Origin of the sequence: Streptomyces griseiscabiei, assembly GCF_020010925.1 — a bacterium.
Taxonomy (GTDB): Bacteria; Actinomycetota; Actinomycetes; order Streptomycetales; family Streptomycetaceae; genus Streptomyces; species Streptomyces griseiscabiei.
In genome coordinates, this window is the sequence record NZ_JAGJBZ010000004.1 from 691365 (window position 1) to 705547 (window position 14183).

The 14183-nt window shown below is 71.0% G+C and carries 13 protein-coding genes; 8 read left to right on the forward strand and 5 right to left on the reverse strand.

All coding sequences use genetic code 11. From position 1 onward, the window contains the following. Positions 1-52: 52 nt before the first annotated feature. Positions 53-559: a MarR family winged helix-turn-helix transcriptional regulator gene (locus J8M51_RS42595; RefSeq protein ID WP_086755421.1), complete on the reverse strand. Its 507-nt coding sequence runs from the start codon at positions 557-559 to the stop codon at positions 53-55. A gap of 210 nt (positions 560-769) precedes the next feature. Between J8M51_RS42595 and J8M51_RS42600 the strand changes: the two genes are divergently transcribed. Next, positions 770-1555 carry a dioxygenase family protein gene (locus J8M51_RS42600; RefSeq protein WP_086755420.1) on the forward strand — a complete coding sequence of 262 codons (786 nt, stop codon included), beginning with the start codon at positions 770-772 and terminating at the stop codon, positions 1553-1555. 113 nt (positions 1556-1668) lie between these two features. Further along, positions 1669-2019 (forward strand): DUF1330 domain-containing protein, encoded by a 351-nt coding sequence (locus J8M51_RS42605; protein WP_086755419.1) that lies wholly within the window; start codon positions 1669-1671, stop codon positions 2017-2019. A 16-nt stretch (positions 2020-2035) separates the two neighbouring features. On the opposite strand, the gene J8M51_RS42610 is transcribed toward J8M51_RS42605, so the two are convergent. Beyond that, a complete protein-coding gene (locus tag J8M51_RS42610; protein WP_086755418.1) occupies positions 2036-2554 on the reverse strand; it encodes a GNAT family N-acetyltransferase in 519 nt (172 codons plus the stop codon). A gap of 214 nt (positions 2555-2768) precedes the next feature. Between J8M51_RS42610 and J8M51_RS42615 the strand changes: the two genes are divergently transcribed. Continuing rightward, entirely contained in the window at positions 2769-3767 is a 999-nt protein-coding gene (locus tag J8M51_RS42615; RefSeq protein WP_086755417.1) for a sigma-70 family RNA polymerase sigma factor, read from the forward strand. Between the two features lie 577 nt (positions 3768-4344). Here J8M51_RS42615 and J8M51_RS42620 read toward each other — a convergent pair. Continuing rightward, entirely contained in the window at positions 4345-5319 is a 975-nt protein-coding gene (locus J8M51_RS42620; protein ID WP_267300031.1) for a helix-turn-helix transcriptional regulator, read from the reverse strand. A 62-nt stretch (positions 5320-5381) separates the two neighbouring features. Between J8M51_RS42620 and J8M51_RS42625 the strand changes: the two genes are divergently transcribed. From J8M51_RS42625 to J8M51_RS42645, 5 genes are all read left to right on the forward strand, one after another. Continuing rightward, positions 5382-6935, forward strand: coding sequence for an MFS transporter (locus J8M51_RS42625; protein ID WP_086761828.1), 1554 nt, complete (start codon positions 5382-5384; stop codon positions 6933-6935). Between the two features lie 192 nt (positions 6936-7127). Further along, complete coding sequence (locus tag J8M51_RS42630) at positions 7128-7994, forward strand: DeoR/GlpR family DNA-binding transcription regulator (RefSeq protein WP_256966142.1); 867 nt, start codon at positions 7128-7130, stop codon at positions 7992-7994. Beyond that, a complete protein-coding gene (gene pfkB / locus J8M51_RS42635; RefSeq protein WP_267300032.1) occupies positions 7991-8938 on the forward strand; it encodes a 1-phosphofructokinase in 948 nt (315 codons plus the stop codon). The genes J8M51_RS42630 and pfkB overlap by 4 nt, the downstream gene beginning before the upstream one ends. A gap of 223 nt (positions 8939-9161) precedes the next feature. After that, positions 9162-11291 carry a PTS fructose transporter subunit IIABC gene (locus tag J8M51_RS42640; RefSeq protein ID WP_086759357.1) on the forward strand — a complete coding sequence of 710 codons (2130 nt, stop codon included), beginning with the start codon at positions 9162-9164 and terminating at the stop codon, positions 11289-11291. A 186-nt stretch (positions 11292-11477) separates the two neighbouring features. Beyond that, positions 11478-11756: a hypothetical protein gene (locus J8M51_RS42645; protein WP_086759355.1), complete on the forward strand. Its 279-nt coding sequence runs from the start codon at positions 11478-11480 to the stop codon at positions 11754-11756. Between the two features lie 36 nt (positions 11757-11792). Here the strand turns inward: J8M51_RS42645 and J8M51_RS42650 are convergent, their stop codons facing one another. Both J8M51_RS42650 and J8M51_RS42655 read right to left on the reverse strand, forming a co-directional pair. Beyond that, on the reverse strand, positions 11793-12551 hold the full coding sequence (locus tag J8M51_RS42650; protein ID WP_086759353.1) for a DUF6227 family protein: 759 nt from the start codon (positions 12549-12551) through the stop codon (positions 11793-11795). 157 nt (positions 12552-12708) lie between these two features. After that, positions 12709-13926 carry a L,D-transpeptidase gene (locus J8M51_RS42655; RefSeq protein WP_086759351.1) on the reverse strand — a complete coding sequence of 406 codons (1218 nt, stop codon included), beginning with the start codon at positions 13924-13926 and terminating at the stop codon, positions 12709-12711. Positions 13927-14183: the final 257 nt, after the last annotated feature.

The following is a 14183-nucleotide window of genomic DNA, read 5'->3' on the forward strand; positions in this document are numbered from 1 at the left end:
CCACCACGGAAATCCCTCCTACCGCACAAGCCCTCTTACCGCACAGGCCCTCCTACCGCAGCCAAGGCAGGTCCGCCCCCGCCTCGCTCGGCTGCAACCCCTCCGCCACGATCTCCATGATCTCGCCGAGGGCCTTCTGCTGCTCCGCCGAGAGCCGGTCGAACAGTGCCTGCCGCACCGCCGCCACATGCCCCGGCGCGCTCTTCGAGAGCATCTCGTACCCGCCGTCGGTGAGCACCGTGAACTGCCCCCGCTTGTCCGAGGGGCAGTCCTCGCGCCGCACCCATCCGTTCTTCTCCAGCCGCGCCACGGCGTGCGACAGCCGCGACCGCGTGATCTTCGTCTGCATCGCCAGTTCCGTCATCCGCAGCCGCCGCTGCGGCGCCGAGGACAGCACCACCAGCAGGTGGTAGTAGAGGTGCGGCATGCCCGCGTCGCGCTGCAGCTGACGGTCGAGATGGTCCTCGAACAGGGCTGTCGCGTGCACATAGGCGAGCCAGGTGCGCTGCTCCTCGTCGGTGAGCCAGCGGGGTTCTTCCTCAGCGGATGGGGTCGTCATGCCCCCACTGTACGAGGCTCCTTCTTGAAATTTGAACTATAGAGATGTAAGGTGAAGCAATAAATATTGAGACTTCAACTACTGGGGAGTTAGCGGAGTCTCAGGTAGACAGAAGCGACCGCCGGGCCCGCCGAAGCGTGTGAGGCGTATGTGTCGTGCGGATCGCGTGCGTATACGGGTGTATACGCGTGTAAAGAGGGAGTCACCCCTATGTCCGCCGCCACCGCCGAGCGCATGCCCGCCCTGTATCTGAGCCACGGGGCCCCGCCGCTCGCCGACGACCCGATCTGGCCCGGCGAACTCGCCGCCTGGGCCGCGACCCTGCCCCGCCCCAAGGCCGTCCTCATGGTCTCCGCCCACTGGGAGGAGGCCCCCCTCGCCCTCGGCGCGGTCGATCCCGTCCCCCTCGTCTACGACTTCTGGGGCTTCCCCGAGCACTACTACACGGTGAAGTACGGCGCCCCGGGCGCCCCCGAGCTGGCCGCCTCGGTCCGCAAGCTCCTCCAGGCCCCCGGCACCCCCGTCCAGGACATCCCGGACCGGGGTCTCGACCACGGCGCGTACGTCCCCCTCGTCGAGATGTTCCCGGACGCCGACATCCCGGTCCTGCAGATCTCCATGCCGACGCTGGACCCCGTGAGGCTGATGGACATCGGCCGCAGGCTCGCGCCGCTGCGCGACGAGGGCGTGCTGATCATCGGCTCCGGCTTCTTCACCCACAACCTCGCCGCCCTCCGCCAGCCCGGCATCCCCACCTGGTCCGCCGAGTTCGACGACTGGGGCCGGCGTGCCCTCGAATCCCGCGACTGGGACGGCCTCCTCGACTTCCTCCACAAGTCCCCGGCCGGACAGCTGGCCCACCCCCGCACCGAGCACTTCGCCCCGCTCTTCGTCACGATGGGCGCGGCCGAGGCCGCCGGTGAGCTGGACGCCCAGAGGTCGGTGATCGACGGCTTCTGGCTGGGCCTGGCGAAGCGGTCGGTGCAGTTCGGCTAGGCGCCGCCTCGGCCGGGGTCGCTTACCCGGGAGGTCATCGACCCCGGCCCCGCCGCCTGTCAGGCTCGACGGCGTACGGAACCCGACCGAGCCGACCGACCGGAGGGACGCCCATGCCCGCCTATGCCATCGCCCATCTGCAGGACGCCGCCCCGCACCCGGAGATCGCCGAGTACATCGAGCGCATCCCCGCCACCTTCGAACCGTACGGCGGCCGCTTCCTCGTCCATGTCGCCGCGCACGAGGTGAAGGAGGGGAGCTGGCCCGGAGCGGTCGTGATGATCGGCTTCCCCGGCATCGCGGAGGCGCGGAGCTGGTGGGACTCGCCCGCGTACCAGGAGATCGCCCCGCTGCGGTCACGCCACATCGAGGGCGACATCATCCTGGTCGAAGGGGTCCCCGAGGGCTACGACCCCGCCACCACGGCGAACGCGATGAGGCAGGCCCTGTCCGCGGAGGGGTGAGCGGGCCCCGGCCCCCTCACAGCCCCTTCTCGTACCAGGCCACGTCCCAGTACCGCCCGAACTTCCGCCCGACCTCCCGGTACGTGCCGACGTACCGGAACCCGAACCGCTCGTGCAGCCGCGTCGACGCCTCGTTCGGCTGGGCGATGCCCGCGTAGGCGCGATGCACGTCCTCGTCGGCGAGTGCCTCGAACAGCGCCTTGTACAGCAGTGTGCCCACGCCCCGGCCGCCCGCGTCCGGGGCGAGGTACACGGACACCTCCACCGAGGTGTCGTACGCCGGTTTTCCGCGAAACGCGCTGCTCGTGGCGTATCCAAGAATCCGCTGTGAGTCGCCCGAGGTGGCAACCATCAGGCGGTGCGGGCCGTCTTCAGGGTGGGAGAGCAGCCAAGGGCGGCGCTCTTCCGGAGTGAACACAGCGGTATCGAATGTGATCGGCGTCTCACGGACGTAGTGGTTGTAGAGGTCGGTGAGGGCGGCGAGGTCGGTCTCGACTCCCGGTCTGACCTGCACCTCTGCGGACTTCGCGGACATCTCGCCTCCCCTTGTGGCGGCACAGGGTACTGCAAGATCAGAAAAATAGTGGGACGGGTTGGGAATTCTGTCCTGATTCCAGTCGTTGTTTCCTTCGGAAGCAGGGCACTCGGGAGAGTGTCCGGGCGGCCACATCAAGACCCACGCAGGAAGTACGACAAGACAGCCAGATCCAGACACCACCCTGCCAGCCCACCATCGCAAGGGAGCACGCATGGCAACCCGTGCCGTCGCCGCTCGTCGTTCGTCCGCCTCCGGCCGGACCGACGCGGCTCGCAGCGTTCGCGCCTCTGGCGGCGAGATCGCCGACCGCGACCTGGTCGGCATGTACCTCGACGAGATCGCGCGTACACCGCTGCTCGACGCCGCCAAGGAAGTCGAGCTGTCCCAGACCATCGAGGCGGGTGTGTTCGCTCAGCAGATCCTCGACGGCGAGGAGGAGGCCAGGGCGGACGCCACCCGTGAGGAGCTCGAAGCCCTCGTCGCCGACAGCGAGCGGGCCAAGGACGTCTTCATACGGTCGAACCTGCGGCTCGTCGTGGCCGTGGCCCGGCGCTACCCCCGAAGCGGCCTGCCCCTGCTGGACCTCATCCAGGAGGGCAACGCCGGCCTGGTGCGCGCGGTCGAGAAGTTCGACTACCGCAAGGGCTTCAAGTTCTCGACGTACGCCACCTGGTGGATCCGTCAGGCCATCACCCGTTCCATAGCGGACCAGTCGCGCACCATCCGGCTGCCCGTCCATCTCGTCGAGGAGCTGGGCCGGATCCGCCGGGTGCAGCGCGAGTTCAACCGCGAGCACGGGCGCGACCCCGAACCCCAGGAGATCGCCGCCGAGTTGGGCTCCAACCCGGACCGTGTCGTGGACGTCCTCGACTGGGCCCGCGACCCGGTCTCGCTGAACATGTCGGTGGACGACGACGGCGACACCCAGTTCGGCGACCTGCTGGAGGACACCTCCGCGGTCTCGCCCGAGCAGTCGGTGCTCACGCTGCTGCGCAGCGAGGAGCTGGACGGCCTGATCGGGCGCCTCGACCAGCGCACCGCGTCCATCATCAAGATGCGGTACGGCATCGAGGACGGTCGCGAGCGCACCCTCACCGAGGTCGGCAAGGAGCACGGGCTCACCCGCGAGCGGATCCGCCAGATCGAGAAGCACGCCCTGCTCGAACTGAAGAAGCTCGCCCGCGACACGGGCTTCGACGCGGTCGCCTGACCACCGGGCCACCCCGCCCACCGGACCCGTCCGACGAGCACGGCACGGACGACCGAGGCCCGGCCCGGTACGGACCATGGTCCCGTACGGCCCAACCCCCGGGGCCGCGGCGGGACTTGGCCGTACTCCGCCGCTACTTGGCCGTACTACGCCGCTTCAACACCCCGTTCCCGGGGCACAAGACATCCGGGCCCACGACACACGGGCCCGGAGCCGCCAGGCCCGGGACCCGAGTTCGACCGCCACGACCACGACCTCGATCGCGACCACGGCCACGATCACGATGCCGACCACGAGTACGGTCGCGACCGTGACCGCGGCCGTCCGAAGCCAAGTCCCGACGCTCACCCCCCCTGCGCCGGGACTCTCCCAGAGCCGGGCTTCGGCGCCTCCCCCCGGCGCCGGAGCCCGGCTCCACACGTACGACGGGTCGCCCCGGACCTGAACCCCGGGGCGACCCGAACGGCAGATTGTGCCACAGCGGCCCACCCCGCCGGAGCTCAAGCGACGGGCAAACCCGCACGTCAAAGGCGGGTTGGCACCCCCTCGCGCCCCTCCGTCACTTCCGTACTCCTGCTCACCCCTGCTCGGGTCCCGCGGCCCGAGCCAGCCGCGCGCCCAACTCCCGTACGAATCCGACCAGTTCCGGCGGCTCGTGCACCGTGAACTCGCAGTCGACCACGGCGAGCCGTACGGCCAGCCACTCCACGGAGTCACCGACGGAGGCCCGCAGCCGGCAGCTGTGCTCGTCGACCGGCTCGGGCGTACCGAACCAGCGGGGGAGCCGTGCCGCGATGAACTCGGCCGGCGCGGCGAAGGTGACGTCGAACGCGTACGTCTCCTGCCGCCGGTACATCGACTGCCGCAGATACTCCTCCGCGCTCCCCGTCGGCAGCTCACGCGGAGTGAACCGGGCGCCCGTGGCGAAGGGTTCCTCGACCCGGTCGACCCGGAAGGTACGCCAGTCGTCGCGTTCGAGGTCGTACGCGACGAGATACCAGCGGCGGCCGGTCGACACCAGCCGGTACGGCTCGCAGTGGCGCCGTGAGTCCGTGCCGTCCCCGGCCCGGTAGGCGAAGCGCAGCCGCTCCCGCCCCGCCACCGCCGAGGCCATCACGGTCAGCGTCTCGGGTGTGACGGTCGCCCCGTCGCCGCTGGTCAGGGGAGTGGTGGCGGCCTGCAGTGTGGAGACCCGGTGGCGCAGCCGCGACGGCAGCACCTGTTCCAGCTTGGCGAGCGCCCGTACGGACGCCTCGTCCACCCCCTCCACCGCGTGCCCGGCCCCGGCCCGCAGCCCCACCGCGATCGCCACGGCCTCCTCGTCGTCCAGCACGAGCGGGGGCATCGCCTTCCCCGCCACCAGTCGGTACCCGCCCTCGGCACCCATCGTCGCCTGCACCGGATACCCCAGCTCCCGCAGCCGGTCGATGTCCCGCCGGACCGTGCGCCGGGACACCCCGAGCCGTCCGGCGAGTTCCCCGCCGGGCCATTCACGGGGCGTCTGGAGGAGGGAGAGAAGCTGCAGGAGCCGCGCCGGAGTGTCGGTAGTCATGCCCCCGAGCATGCCGGAGAACTAGGACACGATCTGACCTACTGGCCCTCTACTTTCAAGGCATGACCTCGACAACGAGCGCCCTGAAGGGGCGCGGGGAACTGCGCGACCAGCCCGAAACGACCGCCGGTGACCCGACCACAGCAAGCGAAACGGCGCACCCCGCGTCCCCCGACGGAGCCGATCGCCGCCGCTGGATCGCCCTCGCCATCGTGATGACGGCCGCCTTCATGGACCTCGTCGACGTCACCATCGTCAACATCGCCATCCCCTCCATCCAGCGAAGCGAGCACGCCAGCTTCAGCCAGATCCAGTGGATCACCGCCGGCTACGCCCTCGCCTTCGCCGCGGGCCTCGTCACCGGCGGCCGGCTCGGCGACATCCACGGCCGCCGGCGGATCTTCCTGATCGGCATCGGCGGCTTCACCCTCGCCTCCGCGCTGTGCGGTCTCGCCGCGAACCCGGAGATGCTGGTGGCGGCGAGGATCGCGCAGGGCGCGACCGCCGCGCTGATGGTGCCTCAGGTGCTCTCGATCGTGCACGCGACCTTCCCGGCGCACGAACGCGGCAAGGTGTTCGGGCTGTTCGGCGCGATCGTCGGCCTCGGCGCGGTCTCCGGGCCGCTGCTCGGCGCCCTGCTCATCGAGTGGAACCCGCTCGACCTCCAATGGCGGGCGATCTTCCTGATCAACCTCCCGGTCGGTATCGCGGGCCTGATCCTGGGCCGCCGTTTCATCGCCGAGTCGAAGGCCCCGCACGCCCTGAAGCTGGACCTCGTCGGTGTCGCCCTGGTCACCGCCGGACTGCTGATGCTCCTCTACCCGCTCACCCGGGGCCACGAGACGGGCTGGCCGCTGTGGGGGTACGTCTCGATGGCCGGCTCGCTCGTGGTGTTCGCGGCGCTGGTGGCGTACGAGCGGCGCAAGACCGCGCGCGACGGGTCCCCGCTGATCGAGCTGTCGCTGTTCCGGGTGAAGAGCTTCGCGGCGGGCATCGCCGTCCAGACCGTCTTCGGTGTCGCCCTCGGCGTCTTCTTCCTCGTCTGGACCCTCTATCTGCAGACCGGCCTCGGCTGGAGCGTCCTGAAGGCCGGTCTCACCGGTATCCCGTTCTCCCTCGCCGTCTCCGTCGCGGCCGGGGTCTCCGTCCAGCAGCTCGTCCCGCGCTTCGGCCGCAAGGTCCTCCAGGCGGGCGCCCTGCTGATGGCGGCCGGGGTGCTGCTCTACCTCGCCGGGTCCGAGCGGTACGGCCTCGCCATCACCCCCTGGCAGATGGCGTTGCCGCTGGTCGTGATGGGCGCGGGCATGGGGCTCATCGTCGCCCCGCTGACCGACGCGATCCTCTCCGGGGTGCCGCGTGAGCACGCCGGTTCCGCGTCCGGGCTGATCAGCACGGTCCAGCAGATGGGCAACGCGCTCGGCCTCGGCCTGGTCGCCGTCGTCTTCTTCGGCGTGATGGACGACCGTCTCGCCCCGGCCGACATCGGCCCCGCCTTCGTCGACTCCTTCGAGTACGCGCTCGGCTGGGTCGCCGGGGTCCTGATCGTGATCTTCCTGCTGATGTTCGCCCTGCCGGGACGGTCCGCGGCGGAGAACACGAGCGACGAGCCGGCGTAGGGGCTGGCCCTTACCGGTCGGGGCGTGGGTCGCCCCGACCGGTCGCATGTCCCCGCGTTCATTCCCCCGTCCGTTCCCCCGTTCATGTCCGAGTCGGTCCGAGTATTGCCCGAACCTGTTTACATTTAGGAAATCCGGGCGTAGCCTCCGAGCGAAACCACAGAATCGGGCATCGGTCGGAGGCGAACGGACATGTACGCACCGGAGCGGCAGCAGGAGATCCTCCGGCTCGCCCGTGACGGCGGCCGGGTGGACGTGGTGTCGCTGGCGGAGGAGTTCCAGGTCACGGCGGAGACGATCCGCCGTGATCTGAAGGCCCTCGACCGCGCCGGCCTCGTCCAGCGGGTGCACGGCGGCGCGATCCCCGCCGGACGCCTCGACTTCGAGCCCGACCTCGCCGAACGCGAGAGCACCGCCGCCGACGAGAAGGACCGCATCGCCCAGGCGGCCCTCGCCGAACTCCCGCACGACGGCACGGTCGTCCTCGACGCCGGTACGACCATCGCCCGCCTCGCCGCCGCCATCCCGCTGGAGGCCGCCCTCACCGCGGTCACCCACAGCCTGCCGATCGCGGCCCGCCTCGCCGACCACCCCGGCATGCAGCTCCACCTGGTCGGCGGCCGGGTCCGCCACCGCACCCGCGCCGCCGTCGACGCCTGGGCGCTGCGGGCGTACGGCGAGATCCGCGCCGACGTCCTCTTCGTGGCCGCCAACGGCTTCTCCGTCGACCACGGCCTGACCACCCCCGACCTCGCCGAGGCCGCCGTGAAGCGGGCCGCGATCACCGCCGCCCGCCGGGTGGTGCTGCTCGCCGACTCCACCAAGCACGGCCAGGAGCACTTCGCCCGCTTCGGCGACCTCAGCGACGTGGACCTGCTCATCACCGACAGCGGGCTGAGCCCCGAGGACGCCCTCGCCATCGAACGCAAGGGCACCGAAGTGCTCCGCGTCCCCGGCGCCGACGGCGGCACCCATGGCCGTACCAGCGGCGCTGCCGACAGCGCTGCCAACAGCGCTGCCGACGGCGCTGCCAACGGCCGGAAAGACCACCGCTCATGATCCTCACCGTCACCCCCAACCCGTCCCTCGACCGCACCTACGAGGTCCCCTCCCTCGACCGCGGCGAGGTCATCCGGGCCACCGGCGAACGCATGGACCCCGGCGGCAAGGGCGTCAACGTCTCCCGCGCGGTCGCCGCCGCCGGGCGCCGGACCGTCGCCGTCCTGCCGCTCGGCGGAGCGCCCGGCGCACTGGTCGCCGACCTGCTCGACGCCCAGGGCATCGAGGTCGCACGGGTGGCGGTGGCCGGCGCGACCCGCTCCAACATCGCCCTCGCCGAGGCCGACGGCGTCCTGACGAAGATCAACGCGCCCGGCCCGGAACTGTCGGCCGCCGAGCGTGAACTCCTCCTGGAGACCGTCCGCGCCCAGTCCGCCGACGCCTCCTGGATCGCCTGCTGCGGCAGCCTCCCGCGCGGCCTCGCCCCGTCCTGGTACGCCGAACTCGTCGCCCGCGCCCACGCCGCCGGCGTCCGTATCGCCCTGGACACCTCCGGCCCGGCCCTGCTCGCCGCACTCCGCGAACGCCCCGACGTCGTCAAGCCCAACGCCGAGGAACTCGCCGAAGCCGTGGGCCGCCCCCTCGCCACGGTCGGCGACGCGGTCAAGGCCGCCGAGGAACTGCGCGAGATGGGTGCCGGCGCGGTCCTGGCCAGCCTCGGCGCCGACGGCCAGCTCCTCGTCAACGCCTCGGGTGCCTGGTTCGGCACCGCCCGCGTCGACGCCGTCCGCAGCAACGTCGGCGCCGGAGACTCCTCCCTCGCCGGCTTCCTCATCGCCGGCGGCCACGGCCCCGAGGCCCTCGCCTCCGCCGTCGCCCACGGCGCCGCCGCCGTCCAGCTCCCGGGCAGCGTCATGCCGACCCCGGCCGACCTGGACCCCGCGGCGGTGACGGTGACCCCGGAGGTGCCGGTGGACCGGGCGCTGAGGGAGCCGGTGTCATGAGCGGGCATGCGGGAGGGGAGGCGGGAGCGGGGCGGGGGCCGGGAGCGAACGTTCGTTTTCCCTTACCCGCCGCAGCCGCAGCCACTGCCACTGCCACTACGGCCCCGCCCCTCCACCCCTCCCCCCTCCCGTGGCCGGCCCCCGAGGCCCACGTCCCCCACACTTCCGTCCCCACCCCCGCCCACCACACCCCCCGGGCGCGACGCGTGCGAAGGAGCCCGCGATGAGCGAGATGATCACCGCGGACCTGGTCGACCTCGACCTGTCCGCCGATACGAAGGAAGCGGCGGCGCGTGCCCTCGCCGAGCGCATGGTGGCGAAGGGCCGGGTCACCGACCTGGACGGCTTCCTCGCCGACGTGGCCGCCCGCGAGGCCCAGATGCCGACCGGCCTCGACGGTGGCATCGGCATCCCGCACTGCCGCAGCGAGCACGTCACCGAGCCGACCCTCGCCTTCGGCCGCAGTGCGGCGGGCGTCGACTTCGGCGCGCCCGACGGCCCCGCCGACCTGATCTTCCTGATCGCGGCCCCGGCGGGCGCGGACGACGCCCACCTCACGATCCTCTCCTCCCTCGCCCGTCAGCTGATGAACACCGAGTTCACGGACGCCCTGCGCGCCGTGGACGACGCTGCCCGCGCAGCCGCCCTCATCCGGGGCGACGCCACCGGTGACGATGCGGCCGAGAGCACCGAAGACTCCGTGGCGGCGTCGGGCGGAACGGCCTCCCCCGACGCCGCCACGGTCAGCACGACCCCGGCGACTTCGAAGGCCCAGGCGGCCCCGGAGGCTCCGGCGACCTCGGCTCCGGCCGCCCCGGAAGCCGCCGCTCCGGAAGCCGCGCCCGCCGAGCCGGCCCGTCCGTTCCGTATCGTCGCCGTCACCTCCTGCCCCACCGGCATCGCGCACACCTACATGGCCGCCGAGTCGCTGGAGAACGCGGGCCGGGACGCCGGTGACGTCGAGATCGTCGTCGAGACCCAGGGTTCGGCCGGCTTCAGCCGCCTCGACCCCGCCGTCATCGCCGCCGCCGACGGCGTGATCTTCGCCCACGACGTGCCCGTACGGGAGAAGGACCGGTTCGCCGGGAAGCCCACCGTCGACGTCGGTGTGAAGGCGGGCATCAACCGCCCCGCCGCACTGATCACCGAGGTCCGGGAGAAGGCCGAACGCGGCGAGGTCACGGCGACCCGCCCCGGCGGCACCCCCGTCGACCGCGCGGGCGACTCCGGCGACGGCTACGGCACCAAATTGCGCAAGTGGCTGATGTCCGGCGTCAGTTACATGGTCCCGTTCGTCGCGGCCGGCGGTCTCCTCATCGCCCTCGGCTTCGCGATCGGCGGCTGGGAGATCAACCAGGCCAAGCCGGTCACCGAGCATTTCGACTGGCTGCAGGTCGACAGCTGGGCCGCCCTGATGTTCCAGATCGGAGCCGTCGCCTTCGGCTTCCTGATCCCCGTCCTCGCCGGCTACATCGCCTACGGCATGGCCGACCGGCCAGGACTCGTGCCCGGCTTCGTCGGCGGCATGATCGCCGCCAACATCAACGCGGGCTTCCTCGGCGGTCTGGTCGCCGGTCTGATCGCGGGCGGGGTCGTCCTCGGGATCCAGCGCGTCAAGATCCCACCGGTGCTGCGCGGCGTCATGCCGGTGGTCGTGATCCCGCTGATCTCGTCGTTCGTCGTCGGTTTCCTGATGCTGGTGGTGATCGGCAAGCCCATCGCCGAGGCCCAGAAGGGCATGACGGACTGGCTGAGCGGTCTCTCCGGCAGCAACGCCGTCCTCCTCGGCGTCCTCCTCGGCCTGATGATGTGCTTCGACCTCGGCGGCCCGGTCAACAAGGTCGCCTACGCCTTCGCCACCGCCGGTATCGCCGTGCAGGACCCCAGCCCCGCCGCGATGAAGATCATGGCGGCGGTCATGGCGGCCGGTATGGTCCCGCCGCTGGGCATGGCCCTCGCCACCACGATCCGCAAGAAGCTGTTCACCACCGCCGAGCGCGAGAACGGCAAGGCGGCCTGGGTGCTCGGCGCCTCGTTCATCTCCGAGGGCGCGATCCCGTTCGCCGCCGCCGACCCGCTGCGCGTGATCCCCGCCTCCATGGCGGGCGGCGCGGTCACCGGAGCGCTCGCCATGGCCTTCGGCTCGACCCTGCGCGCCCCGCACGGCGGCATCTGGGTCACCCCGCTGATCGGCAAGCCGTTCCTCTACCTGCTGGCCATCGCCATCGGTACGGCGGTCACGGCCGGTCTGGTCATCCTCCTCAAGGGCCTGCGCAAGGCCCCGGCGGACGCGGTGCCCGAGCCGGCCCCGGCCGCCGCCGAGTCGGCGACGAAGGAGCCGGTCGCGGCCTGAACCCGGGACCGTACGACGGCCGCGGCCCCTCCCACGGGAGGGACCGCGGCCGTATGCGTTTCCGCCCCGTGCGTCCGTTTGAAGATCTTTGATCAGCTTTACAGTCGGTGTGGTGTGTAAGCCGTACCTGCGAGATACATCACGGTCCGACCTCAAAGTCCCATCCGGTGGTGTCTACTGGACGGCATGCCTGAGCACGTGTCGATCCTCCAGCCGTTGGGCGTGGCCGCCCTCGTCCTCGCGGCGGTCATCTGGGTCGCCGTCCTCGTCCGCGTACTGAGCCGCGACCGCGAGGTCCACCGGGGCCGCTTCGCCGAGCTGGCCCGCGGGCGCGGACGACGGCTGCGGGGCCTGCCCCACCAGCGCCGCAAGGGCCCCCATGTCGAGCATGTGGAGCTGACCCCGGCGGAACAGGACGCCTTCGCGTTCCTGGCCCGCCAGTTCAGCGACGACCGCCTGGCCTGAGCGCCACCGCCGCCGGGCGCCGGCCGTCCGGACCCGCTAGCCGGGCGTGCCCGCCCGCCGCTCCATCGCGTCCCGGGCCGCGTCCTCCGACGCGTACACCTCGCACATGTGACGGCCGTCCGGCGTGGCCGTGTGCTCGACCTCCCACAGCGAGATCTCCTGCCCGTCCGTGAGCAGGAACGCGTGCTCGTAGAGCGAGAAGCTCAGGCCCGGCCGACCCCGCCGCGCGGGGCGGTGCGGGCGGCCGAAGGCCTGTGTGATCTCGTGCGCGAACGCCGTCCGCAGCAGCAGCGTGGCCAGCTCGTCCCCGGGCGGGTCCGGATTCTCCGCCCGCCGCAGCAGCCGACGGGCGTGGTCCGCCGAGTCGTCCGGTACGTACTCGTGCCGCGGCTCCGGGAACGCCGCCAGCTCCACCATGGTGGGCAGCTCGAAATCGGGGGCGTCCGGCGGCAGCGGCAGCCGCGCGGTGGCGGCCCGCAGCTCCTCGTCGTCCGTGTACACCTCGTGCTGGGTGTCGCTGCCGAGGGCCGTGTTGTGCACCAGCTCCCACAGGGTGACGGCGGAACCGTCGGCGAGCAGCCAGGTGTGCCGGTACGTCGCCCGGTGCAGCCCCGAACTGTAGTGCGCGGAGTGCAGCGAGCTGTCGTGCGCGAGGGCGCAGTCGAGCTGCCGTATCGTCTCGTCGGGCAGCTCGAAGGAGTTCAGGGCGCGGCCGAGGAGTCGCGCGAGGTGCTCCTCCGGAGACTCGGGCGACTCGGGTGGCTCGTACGCTGCGGTCTCGTACGGAACGCTCAAGGTTTCTCCCGGCGTTGCTGCATGTCACCTTGTGGGTGCATACCGTAGCCCCTCGGTCGGACATCATGTCCGGGAACCGAGAAAACGTACGTCCCTAAAACGCCGGAGCCGCGCGGTTGGTTCCCGCGCGGCCCGACGAACTCCCGGAACCCTGTCGTCAGATGGCGTCTCCGGCCGTCCACTCGCTCCACGGCATGTTCCAGCCGTTGAGGCCGTTGTCCGGCGCGACGGTCTTGTCGGGGGAGTTCTTGACGATCACCACGTCACCGATCAGCGAGCTGTCGAAGAACCACTTGCCGTTCGTGTCGCTGTTCGCGCCCTGGGCGTCCGCCAGCCCCACACAGCCGTGGCTGGTGCCCGCGCGCCCGAACGGCGGGTTGCCCTTGTCGTACCAGTAGTTGCCGTGGACGAAGGTGCCCGAGGTCGTCAGCCGCATCGCGTTCGGCACGTCCGCGATGTCGTACTCACCGCCGAAGCCGACCGTCGACCCGTTCATCCGCGTCTGCCGGAACTTCTCCGAGATCACCATCTGCCCGTTGTACGTCGGGGTCTCGGCGCTGCCCGCCGAGATCGGCACGCTCTTCAGCGTCTTCCCGTCCCGCACCACCGTCATCGTCTGCGTGTTCACGTCGACCGTGGAGACCTGCGAGCGCCCGACCGTGAAGGTGACCGTCTTGTCCTGCACCCCGAACAGGCCGTTCGCGCCCTCCACGCCGTCCAGGTCGATCTTCATCGTGACCTTGGAACCGGCCTTCCAGTACTCCTCGGGCCGGAAGTCGAGCCGCTGCTCCCCGAACCAGTGCCCCACCACCTCCTGCCCACTGCTCGACGTCACCGTGATGTGCGACTGCACGGCCTTCCGGTCCGTGATCGCCTTGTCGAACGTGAACGACACCGGCATCCCCACGCCGACCGTCGTGCCGTTGTCCGGTGTGTACGTCCCGATGAAGCTGTTCGCCGTCGACACGGTCGTGAAGATGGAGTTGGCGGCCGACGTCTTGCCCTCGGTGTTCTTCGCCGTCGCGGAGATCCGGTACTTCGTGCCCCGCTCCAACTGCTCCTTCGGCTTCCAGGACCGCCCGTCCGCGGCTATCTCGCCCGCCACGGCCGTACCGCCCTCGGCGGCGGTCATCTCCACCTTCGTGAGCTTGCCCCCGCTGACCTTCACACCGGTGGCGTTGATCGACGCGCCCGTCGAACCGTCCTCGGCCGAGATCGTGATCCGCGCCGCCGCGTCCCCGGCCGAAGTCCCCTTGCCCTCACTCTTGTTGTCGGCCTGGGCGTCCCCGCCGCAACCGGTGAGGGTCAGCGCACCGACCACCAGCACGGCACAGGTCCCCAGCACACGCCGCACAGCAATCTTCGGCCTCGTCACGATCTGCTCCAGCTTCTTCGGGTCTGCATGCTTTTACGTGATCTACGTCTTCCGCTCCCTTACGGAGACGAAGAGCACCCGAAGCCGCAGAGGGTTCCCGGAACCCCCGCCTGACACGACCACGTGACAGAACCGGGACAATCACCCCTGACGCCGTCTGCTGGAACCAGGCCCCATCAGCAGGGCCCCGGCCGTAGGGCCCTAGGGCCTGTCTTCAAATTCCCGCCTGCCCCGCGACGCCATGCACGCACTCTCGC